This is a genomic window from Kitasatospora sp. NPDC096077, assembly GCF_040303245.1.
Classification (GTDB): Bacteria; Actinomycetota; Actinomycetes; order Streptomycetales; family Streptomycetaceae; genus Kitasatospora.
This window is the reverse complement of record NZ_JBEOSV010000004.1, coordinates 1-16,002: the sequence shown is the minus strand read 5'-3', so window position 1 is coordinate 16,002 and position 16,002 is coordinate 1. Positions and strand designations below refer to the sequence as shown.

Annotated in this window: 14 protein-coding genes and 1 rRNA gene; 12 read left to right on the top strand and 3 right to left on the bottom strand. The window is 72.4% G+C overall.

Translation table 11 applies throughout. The features are described from left to right. Window positions 1-53: 53 nt before the first annotated feature. Window positions 54-1,304, bottom strand: coding sequence for a phosphoserine phosphatase SerB (gene serB / locus ABTZ03_RS05465; RefSeq protein ID WP_350511536.1), 1,251 nt, complete (start codon window positions 1,302-1,304; stop codon window positions 54-56). Between the two features lie 240 nt (window positions 1,305-1,544). Here serB and ABTZ03_RS05460 point away from each other — a divergent pair, with 240 nt between their 5' ends. The 3 genes from ABTZ03_RS05460 to ABTZ03_RS05450 all read left to right on the top strand — a co-directional run bounded on the left by ABTZ03_RS05460 (window position 1,545) and on the right by ABTZ03_RS05450 (window position 6,117). Further along, window positions 1,545-4,109, top strand: coding sequence for an FHA domain-containing protein (locus ABTZ03_RS05460; RefSeq protein ID WP_350511535.1), 2,565 nt, complete (start codon window positions 1,545-1,547; stop codon window positions 4,107-4,109). Between the two features lie 162 nt (window positions 4,110-4,271). Beyond that, window positions 4,272-5,468 (top strand): GAF domain-containing sensor histidine kinase, encoded by a 1,197-nt coding sequence (locus tag ABTZ03_RS05455; protein ID WP_400920276.1) that lies wholly within the window; start codon window positions 4,272-4,274, stop codon window positions 5,466-5,468. Further along, window positions 5,461-6,117 carry a response regulator gene (locus ABTZ03_RS05450; RefSeq protein ID WP_350511534.1) on the top strand — a complete coding sequence of 219 codons (657 nt, stop codon included), beginning with the start codon at window positions 5,461-5,463 and terminating at the stop codon, window positions 6,115-6,117. The genes ABTZ03_RS05455 and ABTZ03_RS05450 overlap by 8 nt, the downstream gene beginning before the upstream one ends. A gap of 22 nt (window positions 6,118-6,139) precedes the next feature. Here ABTZ03_RS05450 and ABTZ03_RS05445 read toward each other — a convergent pair whose 3' ends face one another. Then, window positions 6,140-6,943, bottom strand: coding sequence for an Rv1486c family protein (locus ABTZ03_RS05445; protein WP_350511533.1), 804 nt, complete (start codon window positions 6,941-6,943; stop codon window positions 6,140-6,142). Between the two features lie 150 nt (window positions 6,944-7,093). On the opposite strand from ABTZ03_RS05445, the gene ABTZ03_RS05440 reads away from it, so the two are divergent. The 7 genes from ABTZ03_RS05440 (at window position 7,094) to ABTZ03_RS05410 (ending at window position 13,125) form a co-directional block, all read left to right on the top strand. Beyond that, window positions 7,094-7,885 carry an ABC transporter ATP-binding protein gene (locus ABTZ03_RS05440; RefSeq protein ID WP_350511532.1) on the top strand — a complete coding sequence of 264 codons (792 nt, stop codon included), beginning with the start codon at window positions 7,094-7,096 and terminating at the stop codon, window positions 7,883-7,885. Window positions 7,886-8,009: 124 nt separating this feature from the next. Next, window positions 8,010-8,432 carry an NfeD family protein gene (locus ABTZ03_RS05435; RefSeq protein WP_350511531.1) on the top strand — a complete coding sequence of 141 codons (423 nt, stop codon included), beginning with the start codon at window positions 8,010-8,012 and terminating at the stop codon, window positions 8,430-8,432. A gap of 10 nt (window positions 8,433-8,442) precedes the next feature. Next, entirely contained in the window at window positions 8,443-9,495 is a 1,053-nt protein-coding gene (locus ABTZ03_RS05430; protein ID WP_350511530.1) for an SPFH domain-containing protein, read from the top strand. Window positions 9,496-9,705: 210 nt separating this feature from the next. Continuing rightward, entirely contained in the window at window positions 9,706-10,464 is a 759-nt protein-coding gene (locus tag ABTZ03_RS05425) for a sulfite exporter TauE/SafE family protein (protein ID WP_350511529.1), read from the top strand. Between the two features lie 68 nt (window positions 10,465-10,532). Next, window positions 10,533-10,712 carry a DUF1272 domain-containing protein gene (locus ABTZ03_RS05420; protein ID WP_350511528.1) on the top strand — a complete coding sequence of 60 codons (180 nt, stop codon included), beginning with the start codon at window positions 10,533-10,535 and terminating at the stop codon, window positions 10,710-10,712. A gap of 45 nt (window positions 10,713-10,757) precedes the next feature. Continuing rightward, a complete protein-coding gene (locus ABTZ03_RS05415; protein WP_350511527.1) occupies window positions 10,758-11,063 on the top strand; it encodes a 4a-hydroxytetrahydrobiopterin dehydratase in 306 nt (101 codons plus the stop codon). A 103-nt stretch (window positions 11,064-11,166) separates the two neighbouring features. Beyond that, window positions 11,167-13,125: an outer membrane protein assembly factor BamB family protein gene (locus tag ABTZ03_RS05410; protein WP_350511526.1), complete on the top strand. Its 1,959-nt coding sequence runs from the start codon at window positions 11,167-11,169 to the stop codon at window positions 13,123-13,125. Window positions 13,126-13,180: 55 nt separating this feature from the next. On the opposite strand, the gene ABTZ03_RS05405 is transcribed toward ABTZ03_RS05410, so the two are convergent. After that, window positions 13,181-13,711: an HNH endonuclease gene (locus ABTZ03_RS05405; RefSeq protein WP_350511525.1), complete on the bottom strand. Its 531-nt coding sequence runs from the start codon at window positions 13,709-13,711 to the stop codon at window positions 13,181-13,183. Between the two features lie 305 nt (window positions 13,712-14,016). Between ABTZ03_RS05405 and tyrS the strand changes: the two genes are divergently transcribed. Together tyrS and ABTZ03_RS05395 are read left to right on the top strand one after the other, a co-directional pair. After that, window positions 14,017-15,288, top strand: coding sequence for a tyrosine--tRNA ligase (gene tyrS / locus ABTZ03_RS05400; RefSeq protein ID WP_350511798.1), 1,272 nt, complete (start codon window positions 14,017-14,019; stop codon window positions 15,286-15,288). 621 nt (window positions 15,289-15,909) lie between these two features. Continuing rightward, window positions 15,910-16,002: ribosomal RNA gene (locus ABTZ03_RS05395) — 16S ribosomal RNA — on the top strand; the annotation flags it as partial.

Here is a 16,002-nt window from a genome sequence, read left to right as displayed (position 1 = left end):
CCTCGTGTGCAACCACCGCCGTCGAGCGGCCGGGCCTGGGTTTCGGTCCGGGCCTAGTCGACCGAGAGCCCGCCGTCGGCCGCCTCGACCTCCTCGCGGGTGATGCCCAGCAGGTACAGCACGGTGTCCAGGAACGGCACGTTGACCGCGGTGTCGGCGGCCTCGCGCACCACCGGCTTGGCGTTGAACGCCACCCCCAGCCCGGCCGCGTTCAGCATGTCCAGGTCGTTGGCGCCGTCGCCGATCGCCACCGTCTGCTCCAGCGGCACCTTGGCCTGCTCGGCGAACCGGGCCAGCCAGCGGGCCTTGCCCGCGCGGTCCACGATCTCGCCGACCACCCGGCCGGTGAACCTCCCGTCCACCACCTCCAGGGTGTTGGCCGCCGCGAAGTCCAGCCCCAGCTGCTCCACCAGGTGGTCGGTGACCTGGGTGAACCCGCCCGACACCACCGCCACCTGGAAGCCCAGCCGCTGGAGGGTGCGGATCAGGGTGCGCGCCCCCGGCGTGAACCGGACCTCCGCGCGCACCTTCTCGGTCACCGCGGCGTCCAGCCCGGCCAGCAGGGCGACCCGGGCCCGCAGCGACTCGGCGAAGTCCAGCTCGCCGCGCATCGCCGCCGCCGTCACCTCGGCGACCTCCTCCTCGCAGCCCGCGTGGGCGGCGAACAGCTCGATCACCTCGTCCTGGATGAGCGTGGAGTCCACGTCCATCACCACCAGGCGCTTGGCCCGGCGCTCCAGCCCGGCCGCCACCACCGCGACGTCCACCCGCTGGGTGGCCGCCTCCTGGGCCAGTTCGGCCCGCAGCTCATCGGTGGCCACACCGGAGACGGCCAGTTCGACCGCCGTCACCGGGTACTTGGCGAGCCGGAAGACCCGGTCGATGTTGCCGCCCGCCGCGGTGATCCGGGAGGTCAGCGCGGACACGGCGGCGGCGGTCAGCGGGTGGCCGAGCACCGTCACGTGCGAACGGCCCTCGCGGCGCGGCCGGTTGTCGCCGATGCCGGAGAGGATCTCGGCCTGCAGCTTGAGTTCGTCCGCCCAGCGGTGCACGGTGGCCCGCAGGCCGCCCTCGGCGCCGGGCGCCAGGGGCGGGGTGACCAGGGCGCACAGCGTGATGCGGCCACGGGTGACGACCTGCTCGATGTCGATGACGTCGACGCCGAAGCCGGCCAGGGTGGCGAAGAGGCCGGCGGTGATGCCGGGGCGGTCCTTGCCGAACACCTTGACGAGCAGGGTGCGCTCGTCCGCGGTCCGGGGCTGGGCGGCGGGGAGGGGCTCAGCGGCCAAGGGCGATGCGTTCATGGTGTCTCCCACGCTACCCGTCGGTGGGTGCGCGGAGGGCACCCGTCCCACGTCGCGGGACACCCGCGCGCCCCTCCCCGGGCCGGTGCCGCCGCGTAGCAGCCTGGTCACAGTCACCCGGGGTGACTTTCACCGGCGGACGGCGGGCTGGAATGATTCCCCCCGTCAGTCAGAGGAACGAAGCACCCCCGGCCGGGGGGCCACAATTCGGGGGAACCGAGAGAGCGGGGCAGGCGAGCAGTGCCGCAACTCGTCATCGAGATCAACGGGCAGCAACGGACTCTTGAGCCGGGGCGGTCCTACACCATCGGGCGCAATCCGCAGTCGGACTTCACGTTCGACGACGCCAGGGTCTCCTGGCAGCACGGGACGATCAGCTTCAACGGCAGCGGTTGGCAGCTGGACGACCACGGCAGCACCAACGGCACGTACACGGCCGGCGCCCGCACCATGCAGGCCCAGCTGTTCCCCGGTGCCGTGGTGAACCTGGGCAACCCGGAGAACGGCCCCCGACTCGCCTTCTCCGCGCCCGCCCACGCCGCCGCCCCGCAGCCCACCCCGGTGCACGAGGCCGTCACCAGCCGCAGCCCCGCCCCGACGCCCCAGCCGCCCGCGCAGCAGCAGCCCTGGCCCGGTCAGGATCCGTACCAGCAGCCCCCGCAGCAGTACGCACCCCCGCAGCAGCAGCCGTACCCGCCGCAGGACCAGCAGCCGCCGCAGCACGGCGGGTTCCCGCAGCAGCAGGGCTTCACGCCCGCGCCCCAGCACGGTGCCGGTGGCCCGCAGCCGACGGTGATCCGCAACCTGACCGCCGGCATGCGCACCGTCAGGATCGGCCGTGCGCTGGACAACGACGTCGTGGTGTCCGACCTCCAGGTCTCCCGCCACCACGCCGAGCTGCGCCAACTGCCGGACGGCCGCTACGAGATCGTCGACCTCGGCAGCCACAACGGCATCTTCCTCAACGGCCAGCGGGTGCAGCGCCAGCTGATGGGCCCGCAGGACCGGCTGACCGTCGGCCACTCCGGCTTCGTGCTGGTCGGCGACCAGCTGCAGGAGTTCGTCGACACCGGCGCGGTCTCCTTCTCCGCCCGCCACCTGACCGTCGAGGTCGACCACAAGGGCGGCAAGAAGGTCCTGCTCGACGACGTCAGCTTCGGCGTCCCGGAGAAGTCCCTGGTCGCCGTGATCGGCCCGTCCGGCTCCGGCAAGTCGACCCTGCTGCGCGCCCTCACCGGCTACCGCCCGGCCGACCGCGGCGAGGTGCTGTACGACGGCCGCAACCTCTACAAGCAGTTCGCCGAACTCCGCTCCCGGATCGGCCTGGTGCCGCAGTCCGAGATCCTGCACCGCGAGCTGACCGTGCGGAAGGGCCTCAAGTACGCGGCCCGGCTGCGCTTCCCCGGCGACACCGAGGCCAAGGAGCGCGAGGCCCGGATCGACGAGGTGCTGTACGAGCTGCGCCTGGACAAGCGCGCCGACAACAAGATCACCGCGCTCTCCGGCGGCCAGCAGAAGCGCGTCTCGGTCGCCCTGGAGCTGCTCACCAAGCCCTCGCTGATCTTCCTGGACGAGCCCACCTCGGGCCTCGACCCGGGCATGGACCGCGAGGTCATGCAGATGCTGCGCGGCCTCGCCGACGACGGCCGCACCATCCTGGTCGTCACCCACTCGGTGGCCGAACTCGCGCTCTGCGACCGGCTGCTGGTGATGGCGCCGGGCGGCTCGGTGGCCTACTTCGGCCCGCCGGACGAGGCGCTGCACTTCTTCGGGTACGAGACCTGGGCGGACGTCTTCCAGGCCTTCGAGAACTACCCGGACCACGACTGGTCCGGCCGCTACCGCGGTTCGGTGCACTACCAGCAGTACTCCGCCCCGACCGTCGAGGCGGGCGAGGTGCAGCACGCCCAGGTCGCCCAGGAGGCCGTCCGCCCGCCCAAGCCGCAGAGCTGGGGCTCCCAGCTGTGGACGCTGATGCGCCGCTACATGTCGGTGCTCGCCTCGGACCGCGGCTTCCTGGCGCTGTCGGTGCTGCTGCCGGCGGTGATCGGCGCGGTCAGCGTGCTGATCCCCAACGAACCCGGGCTCGCCCCCAATCCGAAGACCCAGCTCCACCTGAACAACGGGGCCGCGACGATCCTGCTGATCCTGGCGATCGGCGCCTGCTTCTCCGGGGCGGCCAACTCGGTCCGTGAGCTGATCAAGGAACGGGCGATCTACGAACGGGAACGGGCCACCGGGCTGTCCCGCTCGGCGTACATGATGTCCAAGATCATCGTGCTGGGCATCTTCTCGGTGATCCAGGGCGCGATCATCTCCGCCGTCGGCTTCCTGCCGCGCAAGCTCCCCGAGCACGGTCTGATCGTCAAGGACATCCCGATGATCGAGATGACCATCGGCATGATCCTGCTGAGCTTCGCCGCGATGATGTTCGGCCTGATGATCTCCGCGCTGGTGAAGACCGCCGAGAAGACCATGCCGCTGCTGGTCATGTTCGCCATCGTCCAGGTCGTCTTCACCGGCTGCCTGTTCCAGATCTTCGGCAAGCCCGGACTGGAGCAGGTCGCCTGGCTGATGCCGGCCCGCTGGGGCACCGGCATGGTGTCCACCACCCTCGACCTGTCGCACCTGATGGGCCCCTGGAACAAGGACTTCCAGAACCCGAACTACGACCCGCTGTGGACGCACTCCGTCGCCCAGTGGTCGATCGACGCGGCCGTGCTGATCGTCATCTCGGTCGTGATCGGCGTGGTCGTGACCCGGCTGCAGCGCCGGCACGAGCCGGAGGTCATGCAGAAGGGCTGACGCCCGCCACCGCCGAAGGGCGCTCCCCGTACTACCGGGGGAGCGCCCTTCGGCGTTCCCCCGGCGTACGGGACGGGGCCCATCGTCCTAGGTCCGCGGACCTGCGTCCCGCGCGGCCGCGGACGGACGCGGACGCCCCCGCGGCGGCGGTAGTTTGGCGGTATGCCCAGCGCCACCGATGACCGCCCCGCCCCCGTCGGACCGCCCGCCGCCTGCGACCCGCTGGCCGGCATCGAGGCCGTCAGCCAGGCCCTGCTCGCGATGAGCCGGCACCTGGAGGTCCGCGAGGTGCTGCGCCGCATCACCGCCTCCGCCCGCGACCTGCTCGGCGCCGAGTACGCGGCCCTCGGTGTGCCCGACGACCACGGCGGCTTCGCCCAGTTCGTGGTCGACGGCGTCACCGACGAGCAGTGGCGGGCGATCGGCCCGCTGCCCCGCCAGCACGGCGTGCTCGCCGAACTGCTGCACGAGACCGGGCCCACCCGCCTCGCCGACGTCCGCAAGGCCCCCGCCTTCGAGGGCTGGCCCGCCGCCCACCCCGAGATGGACGCCTTCCTCGGCATGCCGGTCCTGGACGCCGAGGCGGCCGAGGACGAGCCCCAGGTGCTGGGCGTCATCTTCCTCGCCAACAAGCGCGGCGGCGGCCTGTTCACCGACCACGACGAGGAACTGCTGCGGATCCTCGCCGCGCACGCCGCCCTCGCCCTCTCCAACGCCCGCCTGTACGAGCGCAGTCGTGAACTCACCCTGGCCGGCGAGCGCGCCCGGATCGCCCACGACCTGCACGACGCCGTCGCGCAGAAGCTCTTCTCGCTGCGGCTGACCGCCAAGGCCGCCGCGAAACTGGTCGACCGCGACCCGGCCCGGGCCCGCGCCGAACTCGCCGAGGTCGCCCGGCTCGCCGCCGAGGCCGCCGACGAACTGCGCGCCGTGGTGGTCGAACTGCGCCCCGCCGCCCTGGAGGAGGACGGGCTGAGCGCCACCCTCGCCTCCCAGGTGCAGGTGCTCGACCGCGCCCACACCGCCGACCTGGCCTTCGCCGCCGACGGCGTCCGCGCCCTGCCGCCCGCCCAGGAGGCCGCGCTGCTGCGGGTCGCCCAGGAGGCCCTGCACAACGCGCTGCGCCACTCCGGCGCCGGCCGGGTCAGCGTCACCCTGGCCGGCACCCCCGGCCGCGGCGCCGTGCTGCGGGTGCGCGACGACGGCCGCGGCTTCGACCCCGAATCCGTCCGTCGGGCCGGCCGCCACCTCGGCCTGGCCTCGATGCGCGACCGCGCGGCCGCCGTCGGCGGCACGCTCACCCTGGAATCCGCCCCCGGCAAGGGGACGCTCGTCGAGATGGAGGTCCCCGGTGCCTGAGAGCACGCCGTCGATCCGCGTCCTGCTGGTCGACGACCACCAGGTGGTCCGCCGCGGACTGCGCACCTTCCTGGAGGTCCAGGACGACATCGAGGTGGTCGGGGAGGCCGCCGACGGGGCCGAGGGCGTCGACCGCGCCCGCGAACTCGACCCGGACGTCGTCCTGATGGACCTCAAGATGCCCGGCGTCGACGGCATCGAGGCGCTGCGCACCCTCAAGGACGAGGGCAGCCGGGCCCGGATCCTGATCGTCACCAGCTTCACCGAGCACCGCACCATGGTCCCCGCGCTGCGGGCCGGCGCCGCCGGGTACGTCTACAAGGACGTCGACCCGGAGGCGCTGGCCGGGGCGATCCGCTCGGTGCACGCCGGCCACGTGCTGCTCCAGCCCGAACTGGCCGAGGCGCTGCTCTCCGACGACGGCCCGCGCGCCCCGCAGGGCCGCGGCGGCACCCTCACCGAGCGCGAGCGCGAGGTGCTCGGCCACATCGCCGACGGCCGCTCCAACCGGGAGATCGCCCGCAGCCTGCACCTGTCGGAGAAGACGGTGAAGACCCACGTGTCCAACATCCTGATGAAGCTGGACCTCGCCGACCGCACCCAGGCCGCGCTGTGGGCCGTCCGCAACGGCGAGACCCGGCCGGCGTAGCGGACGGCCCCGGCGGACGGTCCTAACGGGCCTCGCGCTCGTCCACCAGGGCGTTGTACGCGGCCACCTGGGCCCGCCGGGCGGTGCGCCGCAGGGGGGCCAGCACGGACTGCCGCGCGGCCATCTCCGAGGCGCTCACGGCCGCGCCGTGGCCGCCCGCGGCGATCGACAGCAGCGCGGACACCTGCCGGGCCGACTCCAGCACCCGGACGGCGCGCGGCGGGTAGCCGGGGGCGAGCAGCTCGGCGTGCCCGCGCCGGCGGTACGCCTCCAGGGCGCGCATCGCCTCCGGCCCGGCGCCGGCCACGTCCAGCCGGGTCAGCAGCACGGTCGCCTCGCGCAGCCCGTCCGCGAGCTCGCGCTCGGCCTCGTGCAGCGAGGGCACGTCGGCCGGCGGGGCGTCGTTGACCTCGGCGCAGCGCCACAGCACGGTCGCCGAGCGGTCCCCGGCCGGCCCGAACACCGTGATCTCCGGCACCAGCCCGAGCGGCACCCCCACCGCGAGCACCGCCTCGCCCGTCGCCATGGCGTGCTGGTTGAAGGCCGCCGGGCCGGTCAGTCCCAGCGGGTGCCCGGCCGAGGGCAGCGCCAGCCGGAGCCCCTTCGCACCCAGCACCCGCAGCCGGCCCAGCGCCCAGGTCAGGCCGTGCTGCTCGCCCGGGGCGTCCCCGGGCAGCCCGGTCACCCGGTGCCCCTCGTCCTCGCCGAGCACGGCCGCGGCGGCGTCGTCGGGCGCCACCAGGCCGCTCAGCAGGGCGTTGCCCCAGGCGGTCAGCCGCCCCGAACGGGGCTCTTCGTACGGATTGTCGGCAGGAGTCGCGAGCATCCGGCCAGCCTACGGAATCGGCGGTCATCCGCGTGGCGTAGGTTTGCCCATGCGCGTGCGGCGCACCCATCCCGTGCCCACCGGCTGCCGGAGTAGGCTCGCCGCCCGCACCGACGGCCGAGATTTTTTGTATTTGGGGAAGGCGTGGGCATGAGCGACGTGCTGGAGCTGGTGGACGTATCCGTGGTCCGGGAGGGGCGCGCGCTGGTCGACCAGGTCTCGTGGTCCATCTCCGAGGGTGAGCGCTGGGTCATCCTGGGCCCGAACGGCGCCGGCAAGACCACCCTGCTGCAGATCGCCTCCTCGTACCTCTTCCCGACCTCGGGCAAGGTCTCGGTGCTCGGCGAGAAGCTGGGCGAGATCGACGTCTTCGAGTTGCGGTCCCGGATCGGCCTGGCCGGTGCCTCGATGTTCGACAAGCTGCCGGCCGAGCAGACCGTGCTGCAGACCGTGCTGACCGCCGCCTACGGCATGACGGTCAGCTGGCAGGAGACCTACGAGCAGTCCGACGAGGGCCGGGCGCTCGCCCTGCTCGACCGGATGGGCATGTCCAACCTGACCGCCCGCAAGTTCGGCACCCTCTCCGAGGGCGAGCGCAAGCGCACCCTGATCGCCCGCGCCCTGATGACCGACCCCGAGCTGCTGCTGCTCGACGAGCCCGCGGCCGGACTGGACCTCGGCGGCCGGGAGGACCTGGTCCGCCGGCTCGGCGCGCTCGCCCAGGACGAGTTCGCGCCCGCCATGGCGATGGTCACCCACCACGTCGAGGAGATCGCCCCCGGCTTCACCCACGTCCTGATGATCCGCCAGGGCAGGGTGCTCACGGCCGGCCCGATCGACACCGAGCTGACCGCCCGCAACCTCTCCAAGTGCTTCGGCCTGCCGCTCACCCTGGAGCGCCACGGCGACCGCTGGTCGGCGCAGGGTCTGCCGCTCGGCTGACCTCCCGTCCGTCCGTCCGGGTCGCCCGGGGTCGTCGGAACCGGTCGCACCCGCGACCGGTTTCCGCCCCTCGACCTGCGGGAACTGTCCGCCTCGAAGGCCCTTCGCTCCCTAGGATGGACACGTGGACAGCTGGATCTGGTGGCTCCTGGCCGCCGCAGCGCTCGGCATACCGCTGGTGCTCACCGCGATGCCCGAGTTCGCCATGTTCGCGGTCGGCGCGCTGGCGGCCGCCGGTGTGGCCGGACTGGGCGGGGGAGTGGTCCTCCAGGCCGTGACCTTCCTGGTGGTCTCGGTCGCGCTGGTGGCCTTCGTCCGGCCGATCGCCTACCGGCAGCTGCAGAAGGGCCCGCAGGTCAAGATGGGCATCGAGGCGCTCCAGGGCGCCACCGCGGTCGTCGCGGAAACCGTCGACGGGGAGGGCGGACGGATCAAGCTCAACGGCGAGATCTGGTCGGCCCGAGCGCTCCACCCGGACCAGGTCTACCAGCCCGGGCAGCAGGTCGACGTCGTCGAAATCCAGGGCGCGACCGCCCTGGTCGTCTAGGGGAGAGTCCGTGGAACCCGTCCTTATCGTTTTGGTCGTCCTGGTCGTGGTGGCCTTCATCGCGCTGATCAAGACGATCCAGGTCATCCCACAGGCCAGCGCCGCGATCGTGGAGCGCTTCGGCCGCTACACCCGGACGCTCAACGCGGGCCTGAACATCGTCGTCCCGTTCATCGACCGGGTCCGCAACCGGATCGACCTGCGCGAGCAGGTCGTGCCGTTCCCGCCGCAGCCGGTGATCACCCAGGACAACCTGGTCGTCAACATCGACACGGTGATCTACTACCAGGTCACCGACCCCCGGGCGGCCACCTACGAGGTCGCCAGCTACATCCAGGCCATCGAGCAGCTGACCGTCACCACGCTGCGCAACATCATCGGCTCGATGGACCTGGAGTCCACCCTGACCTCCCGCGAGGTCATCAACGCCGGTCTGCGCGGCGTGCTGGACGAGGCCACCGGCAAGTGGGGGATCCGGGTCAACCGCGTCGAGCTGAAGGCGATCGAGCCGCCGACCTCCATCCAGGACTCGATGGAGAAGCAGATGCGCGCCGACCGTGACAAGCGCGCCGCGATCCTCACCGCCGAGGGCCAGCGCCAGGCGCAGATCCTCAAGGCCGAGGGTGAGAAGCAGGCGGACGTGCTCCGGGCCGAGGGTGAGGCGCAGGCCGCGGTGCTGCGCGCCGACGGTGAGGCGGCCGCGATCCGGACGGTCTTCGAGGCCATCCACGACGGCGACGCCGACCAGAAGCTGCTCGCCTACCAGTACCTGCAGACCCTGCCCGAGCTGGCCAAGGGCGACTCCAACAAGCTCTGGATCATCCCCAGCGAGGTCGGCGACGCGCTCAAGGGCCTCGGCGGCGCCTTCGGCGGCCTGACCGGCAACGGCGGCGGGGTCAACGGCGGTGCGCTGGCGGCGCCGAGCGTGCCCCAGGCGCCTCCGGCGACCACCCAGGTGCCGCTCGTCCCGGCGGCGGGGCCGCGGCCGGTGGACGTCGAGAAGGGCGCGGCCCGGCCCCGGGTCGACCCGGCGAGGGAGTACCGCAAGATCGACCCGGAGTGATCCTCCGCGTTCTCGGCCCGGGGCCCGCTACCTGTCGGTGGCGGGCCCCGGGCGTTTTCCGGGGCGGTGCGGGGACGCCCGGGTGCCGTGGCTGCCGACGGTGTGGCGTGCGTCCCGAATCGTGGTCGGGCCTGGTCGGTGCGGCGCGCGGTCCGGCATGATCCCCTTCGAACAGGACCGCTCGAACAGGACCGCGAGGAGAGGTGACCCATGACGCTCTGGGAGTCGATCGCCGTCCTGGCGGCCGGCGTCGGCGCCGGGATGATCAACGTGATCGTCGGCTCCGGCACCCTGATCACCTTCCCGGTGCTGCTCGCCGTCGGCATCCCGCCGGTGACCGCCAACGTCTCCAACTCCTTCGGGCTGGTGCCCGGTTCGCTCAGCGGCGTGATCGGCTACCGGCGCGAGCTGGCCGGCCAGGGCCGCCGACTGCGGCGGATGGGCACCGCCTCGCTGCTCGGCGGACTGCTCGGCGCGCTGCTGCTGACCAGGCTGCCGAGCGGCGCCTTCGACGCGATCGTCCCGGTGCTGATCCTGCTCGCCCTGGTCCTGGTGGTGATCCAGCCCCGGGTGGCCAAGGCCGTCGCGGCCCGGCGCCGGGCCGACGGCGACCCGGACGGCAGCCCGGTGCTGCTGGTCGGGGTGTTCCTCACCGGCGTCTACGGCGGCTACTTCGGCGCCGCGCAGGGCGTCCTGCTGTTGGCGCTGATGGGCATGCTGCTCCAGGAGGAGCTGCAGCGGATCAACGCGGTGAAGAACGCGCTGGCGATGATCGTCAACGGGGTCGCGGCGCTGTTCTTCCTGTTCACCTCGACGGTGGACTGGACCGCCGCCGGGCTGATCGCCGCGGGTTCGCTGGTCGGTGGGCTGCTCGGCGCCAAGGTCGGCCGCCGCCTGCCGCCGGTCGCGCTGCGCGGGGTCATCGTGGTGGTCGGGCTCGCGGCCGTCACCAAACTGCTGGTGGGTTGACCGCACACCGGATGATCATGGGATCGGTCGTCCGACCGTAGGACCACATGTGATCGGAGTAGTGAGCCATGACCCTGGAGATGCGCGAGATCTGCGAGCGCTGTGAGGTGTCGCTGACCGCCGACGGCCCCGCCTCGATATGTTCCTACGAGTGCACCTTCTGCGCGGACTGCACCGCGGCCATGGAGTCCAACTGCCCCAACTGCGGCGGCGACCTGGTGGTCCGTCCGCGCCGGAAGGCCGCCTGACCGGCACCCGACCGGCCCCCCCGACCGACCACCCGGAGCGCACCGATGAGCAGCAGGGCACGACTGAGCGAGGACGAGATCGCGGCGGCCCTGGCGGCCCTGCCGCTCTGGAGCCGCGCGGGCGACAGCATCGCCCGCGGCGCCGACGCCCCCGACTTCCCGGCCGCGATCCGGGTGGTGGTCGCCGTCGCCGAACAGGCCGAGGCGCTCGACCACCACCCCGACATCGACATCCGCTGGCGCACCCTGCGCTTCGTGCTGTCCACCCACAGCGCCGGCGGGCTGACCGGACTGGACTTCACCCTCGCCGCCCGCATCGACGAGGCCCTGCGCGCCGAGTCGGCGGCCTGAGGCCCTGCCGCGCTGCGCCGAGGGCCCGGGTGGGGAGCCGGGGCGGGCGTGAGATGCTGACTGCCGCAATCGGCAGGCAGGCGGGGCTGGGAGGGACGGAACGATGGCGCAGGAGCCCTTCGGAGACGCCCACGGCCAGCAGCAGCCCTGGTACCCCCAGGGCCCGCAGCCGGACTGGCAGGGGTACTACGACCCGCAGCAGGCCCACGTCCAGGCTCACGTCCAGGCCCACGCCGAGGCCCAGCAGCCCCCGGCCCAGCCGCAGTGGCAGCAGGCGCCGCAGTACGACCAACAGCAGTACGACCAGCAGCAGTACGACCCGTACTACGGGCAGACCGGATACGTCGAGGGCGGCTACGCCCAGGCTCCGGGACAGGGCCACGACCCGTACGGCGGCGGGCAGCAGTACCCGCAGCCCTACCCGGACCAGCACGGCGGGCAGCCGTACGCCGCCGAGCCGCCGCAGGCCCAGCCGGTGGCGGACGCGCTGTACGTCCCGGCGGGGGCCGAGTACTCGGCCGACGGCTACGTGCGGATCGAGCAGATCGAGGAGCCCGTGGCGGAGCCCGGGCCCGCCGCGGCCGAGACCGTCGACCAGCCCGGTGGGGGGACCGGTGGGGAGCCCGCCGGGCCCGCGCCGCGCTCGCGGGCCGCTCGGCGCGGAGGCGGCTCCGGCTCCGCCGCTCCCGCCCCGTCCGGGTCGCTCGTGGACCGGGTCCGGGCGGCCGTCCTCACCGGGGAGCACGTGCCCAGCCGGCGCGCCCTGCTGGTGCGGGCCGGCGCCGGGGTGGCCGCGCTCGGGGTGCTGATAACGGCCGCGCTGACGGTCGGCGCCGAGGGCGGCGGCAGCGCGGCCGCGACCAGCGGCGGCGAGCCCGGGTTCGCGGTGGCGCACACCAAGGTCTGGTCCGCGCAGCCCGCCGCCGCGCAACCGGCCGCCGCGTCGCCCGCGGGCGACGACACCCTGGTCGGGAGCTGGCTGCTGGCCGACGCGGTGGTCCGCGCCGACGGCTCCGGCGTGCACGCGTACGACCGGACGGCGGGCAAGCCGACCTGGTCGGTCGAGCCCCCGGCGGCCGGGGCCGTCCCGTGCGGGCTGTCGTCGGGCGTGAACCAGGCGGGCCTGGGCGCGGCGCTGTTCCGCCCGCAGGCCGACCCGAAGAGCCCGTGCACGCTGGTCGCCGCCGTGGACACCAAGACCGGCAAGACCGTCTGGACCAAGAACCTCTCGGACGCAAAGGGCCCCTACTCGGCGCGGGTCGGCGTCACCGAGGACATGGTGATCGCGGTCGGCGACGACCACGCGCTGGCCTGGGCGGCGGCCGACGGGAAGGACGTCTGGCAGTACACCGGGCAGGGCAAGTTCTGCACCCTGTCCGGCGGGGTGAGCGGCAAGACCGTGCTGGTCGCCTCCTCCTGCGCCGATTCGACGCCCGCCGACCAGGCCGTCTCGTTGAACGCGGCGGACGGCAAGGTCGGCTGGTGGCGGGGCCTGAACAACCAGCCGAAGACGGTCACGGTGCTCTCCGCCGAGCCGGCCGTGGTGCTCACCACCGGCGGGAAGCCCGAGGACGACCGGGTGTTCGCCTGGGGCGCCACCGGTGACCCGGCCGCCGAGATCCCGGTGGTCACCGACGCGGGGCGGCTGGACGTCGGCCACGGCACGTTTTCGGCCACGCCCGAGGTGTTCTTCGAGGGCCGCACCATGGTCGCCGCTATGTCCCCGGCGAAGGCCGGCGGACCGGTGTCCGCGGTCGGCTACGACCTGGACACCGGCAAGCAGCGCTGGCGGACGCCGACCTCCGCCAAGGGCGGCGCCCGGGCGGTGGGCATCGACGGCGGTTCGCTGGTGCTGGCCGCCGACGAGCGCCGCGACCAGCCCGCCCGCCTCGGCCGCTTCCCGCTGGCGGGCGGCCAGGAGGCGGTGGGCGGCAACTTCCCGGCCGGCACCGGCTCGCTGCTGCTCTCCGGGCGGGTGCTGATCGGTGGCGGACAGGTGGTCGTGGTGCCCGAGCACGCGTCCAACTACGGCACGGCGGCGGGCTACCAGGCGAAGGGCTGAGTCCCGCCGGCACGGGCCCGGTGCCCGGGTGGACAGGCCGTGTCCTGTGAGGCGGCTAGGCGGCCGTGACCGGCGCTCCCGGGACGGTCGGCAGCCAGTCGGCGAGTTCCCGGGCCTCCGAGCCGCGCAGACCGAGCGCCAGCATCAGCGTCGCCTGCGGCGTCGGCACGAACGGGCGCCGCAGCAGCTTCATCCCGGCCTGCTCGGGCGTCCGGTCGGCCTTGCGCTGGTTGTCCTCCGCGCACGCGGCCACGGTGTTCATCCAACTGTCCTCGCCACCACGCGACTTGGGGTGCAGGTGGTCCACCGTGGTGGCCCGGCGCCCGCAGTACGCGCACAGGTGCTGGTCCCGGGCCAGGACACCCCGCCTCGACCACGGGGCCTGTTGTCGGAACGGCACCCTCACGTACCTCTGCAGTCTGATCACCCTCGGCACCGGAACGGCCACGCCCGTCCCCCGGATCGAGCGCAGCGGATGCGCCTGCTCCACCACCGCCTTGTCCTGGAGCACCAGGACGACGGCGCGCTGCAGCGACACCGTCGTCAGGGGCTCGTAGCTCGCGTTCAGAACCAGCGTGTTGCGCACTCGGCACACCCTTCCCACGGGCGTGCCACGGCGGCACGACCGTCTCCACACACGTCACCGCCGCCGCACGGCGGTGGAACCACTCTGAATGGGCCCACAGCCGACTAACAACGGAATTTCCGGTACCGCGGAGGGACCGGGCAGGGGTCGGGCCGAGGTCGGGAAGGGGGCAGGCAGGATGCCTCGGGGAAAACTCGCTGGCCGGAACCGCGTAGGCTCTATCAGGCTGGAGTCGCACCGACCCGGGGCCCGACCGAACCGGGCCGACAGCGGGCGGGACGCCCGATCGAAGGAGAAGCGTGACCGTGACGGACATCGTCGACGAGCTGCGGTGGCGTGGGCTGATCGCCCTGTCCACCGACGAGGACGCACTGCGCAAGGCGTTCGCGGACGGCCCGGTCACGTTCTATTGCGGCTTCGACCCGACGGCCCCCAGCCTGCACCTGGGCAACCTGGTGCAGATCCTCACCATGCGCCGCATCCAGCAGGCGGGACACCTCCCGCTCGGCCTGGTCGGCGGCGCCACGGGCCTGATCGGCGACCCGAAGCCCACCGCCGAGCGCGTGCTCAACGACCCCGAGACGGTGGCCGGCTGGGTCGAGCGCCTGCGCGGCCAGATCTCGCGCTTCCTCGACTTCGAGGGCCAGTACGCGGCGCGCATGGTCAACAACCTGGACTGGACCTCCGGGATGTCCGCCATCACCCTGCTGCGTGACGTCGGCAAGTACTTCCGGGTCAACAACATGATCGCCAAGGAGGCCGTCGCCCGACGGCTCAACTCCGACGCGGGCATCAGCTACACCGAGTTCAGCTACCAGATCCTCCAGGGCATGGACTACCTGGAGCTGAACCGCCGCTACGGCTGCACCCTGCAGACCGGCGGCAGCGACCAGTGGGGCAACCTCACCGCCGGCACGGACCTGATCCGCAAGGCCGACGGCAAGTCCGTGCACGCGCTGGCCACGCCGCTGATCGTCAAGGCGGACGGCACCAAGTTCGGCAAGACGGAGTCCGGCACGGTCTGGCTCGACCCCGAGCTGACCACCCCGTACGCCTTCTACCAGTTCTGGCTGAACGCGGACGACCGGGACGTCCCCAACTTCCTGCGGATCTTCAGCTTCCGCTCGAAGGAGGAGATCGAGGAGCTGGAGCGCGAGACCACCGAGCGCCCCGCCGCCCGCCTCGCCCAGCGCGCCCTCGCCGAGGAGCTCACCACGCTGGTGCACGGTGCCGAGCAGTACGAGCGCGCGGTCGCCGCGTCCAAGGCACTGTTCGGCCAGGGCGACCTGGCCGACCTGGAGGCCCCGACCCTGGCCGCGGCCCTGGCCGAGGTCCCGAAGGCCGCGGTCACCGAACTCCAGCCGGTGGTGGACCTGCTGGTCGCCGTCGGCCTGGCGCCGAGCCGCTCGGCCGCCCGCCGGACGGTCAAGGAGGGCGGTGCCTACCTCAACAACGTCAAGGTGACGGACGAGGAGGCGGTGCCGACCGAGGCCGATCTGCTGCACGGCCGCTGGCTCGTGCTGCGCCGCGGCAAGCGCAACCTGGCGGCGGCGGAGCTGGTGCCGGCGTCGGCGTGAGGGCCGATGTCAGTGCCGGCGTGAATGTCGGCATGACTGAAAACCGACGCCGCTGAGCTGCGGATTCGACGAGCGAGGGCGGGATCCAGCCGGATCCCGCCCTCGACGTTTGACGATGTCCTCCAGGTGGCCTAGTGTTGAACGAGTCGCTGAAGCGGCCACCCCACTCAGCAAGACCCACTCTCACTCACTTCGATGCCCATTCATTTGGGTTCGTTGGCGTTGCCGTCAACAGGGTGTGAGCGTGAATTTCGAGTAACACTCGGAATACGCTAAAGTGGTGGTTGTCGCGAAAAGCGGACCCGGCCAGTTCGGGAAATCGGATGAATGAAACTCCGGAAAACGGAGCGGAAAACATCTGATAAGCTGGAAACACGAAAGAACGAAGCGCCCGGAGGGCCCGCTGGAAGGCGGTCCGAAGGAAGCGTCCGTTCCTTGAGAACTCAACAGCGTGCCAAAAGTCAACGCCAGATATGTTGACATCCCCGGCCTCGATCGTCTGATCGGGGTTGGAGATTCCTTTTGAAACAAACACTAGCGAGGACGCAGTGCGCGGGGCCGCCCTATTCCGGTGGTTGCCGTGCCGCTCAACGCGGGTGTGAACCCGATTACGGGTAAACATTCACGGAGAGTTTGATCCTGGCTCAGGACGAACGCTGGCGGCGTGCTTAACACATGCAAGTCGAACGGTGAAGCCCTTCGGGGTGGATCAGT

Bases quoted from the DNA above. Each gene is read 5' to 3' on its own strand.
- ABTZ03_RS05455 (WP_400920276.1), top strand. From the start codon at position 4,272: ATGCCCAGCGCCACCGATGACCGCCCCGCCCCCGTCGGACCGCCCGCC.
- ABTZ03_RS05445 (WP_350511533.1), bottom strand. From the start codon at position 6,943: ATGCTCGCGACTCCTGCCGACAATCCGTACGAAGAGCCCCGTTCGGGG.
- ABTZ03_RS05425 (WP_350511529.1), top strand. From the start codon at position 9,706: ATGACGCTCTGGGAGTCGATCGCCGTCCTGGCGGCCGGCGTCGGCGCC.
- ABTZ03_RS05415 (WP_350511527.1), top strand. From the start codon at position 10,758: ATGAGCAGCAGGGCACGACTGAGCGAGGACGAGATCGCGGCGGCCCTG.
- ABTZ03_RS05420 (WP_350511528.1), top strand. From the start codon at position 10,533: ATGACCCTGGAGATGCGCGAGATCTGCGAGCGCTGTGAGGTGTCGCTG.
- ABTZ03_RS05440 (WP_350511532.1), top strand. From the start codon at position 7,094: ATGAGCGACGTGCTGGAGCTGGTGGACGTATCCGTGGTCCGGGAGGGG.
- serB (WP_350511536.1), bottom strand. From the start codon at position 1,304: ATGAACGCATCGCCCTTGGCCGCTGAGCCCCTCCCCGCCGCCCAGCCC.
- ABTZ03_RS05410 (WP_350511526.1), top strand. From the start codon at position 11,167: ATGGCGCAGGAGCCCTTCGGAGACGCCCACGGCCAGCAGCAGCCCTGG.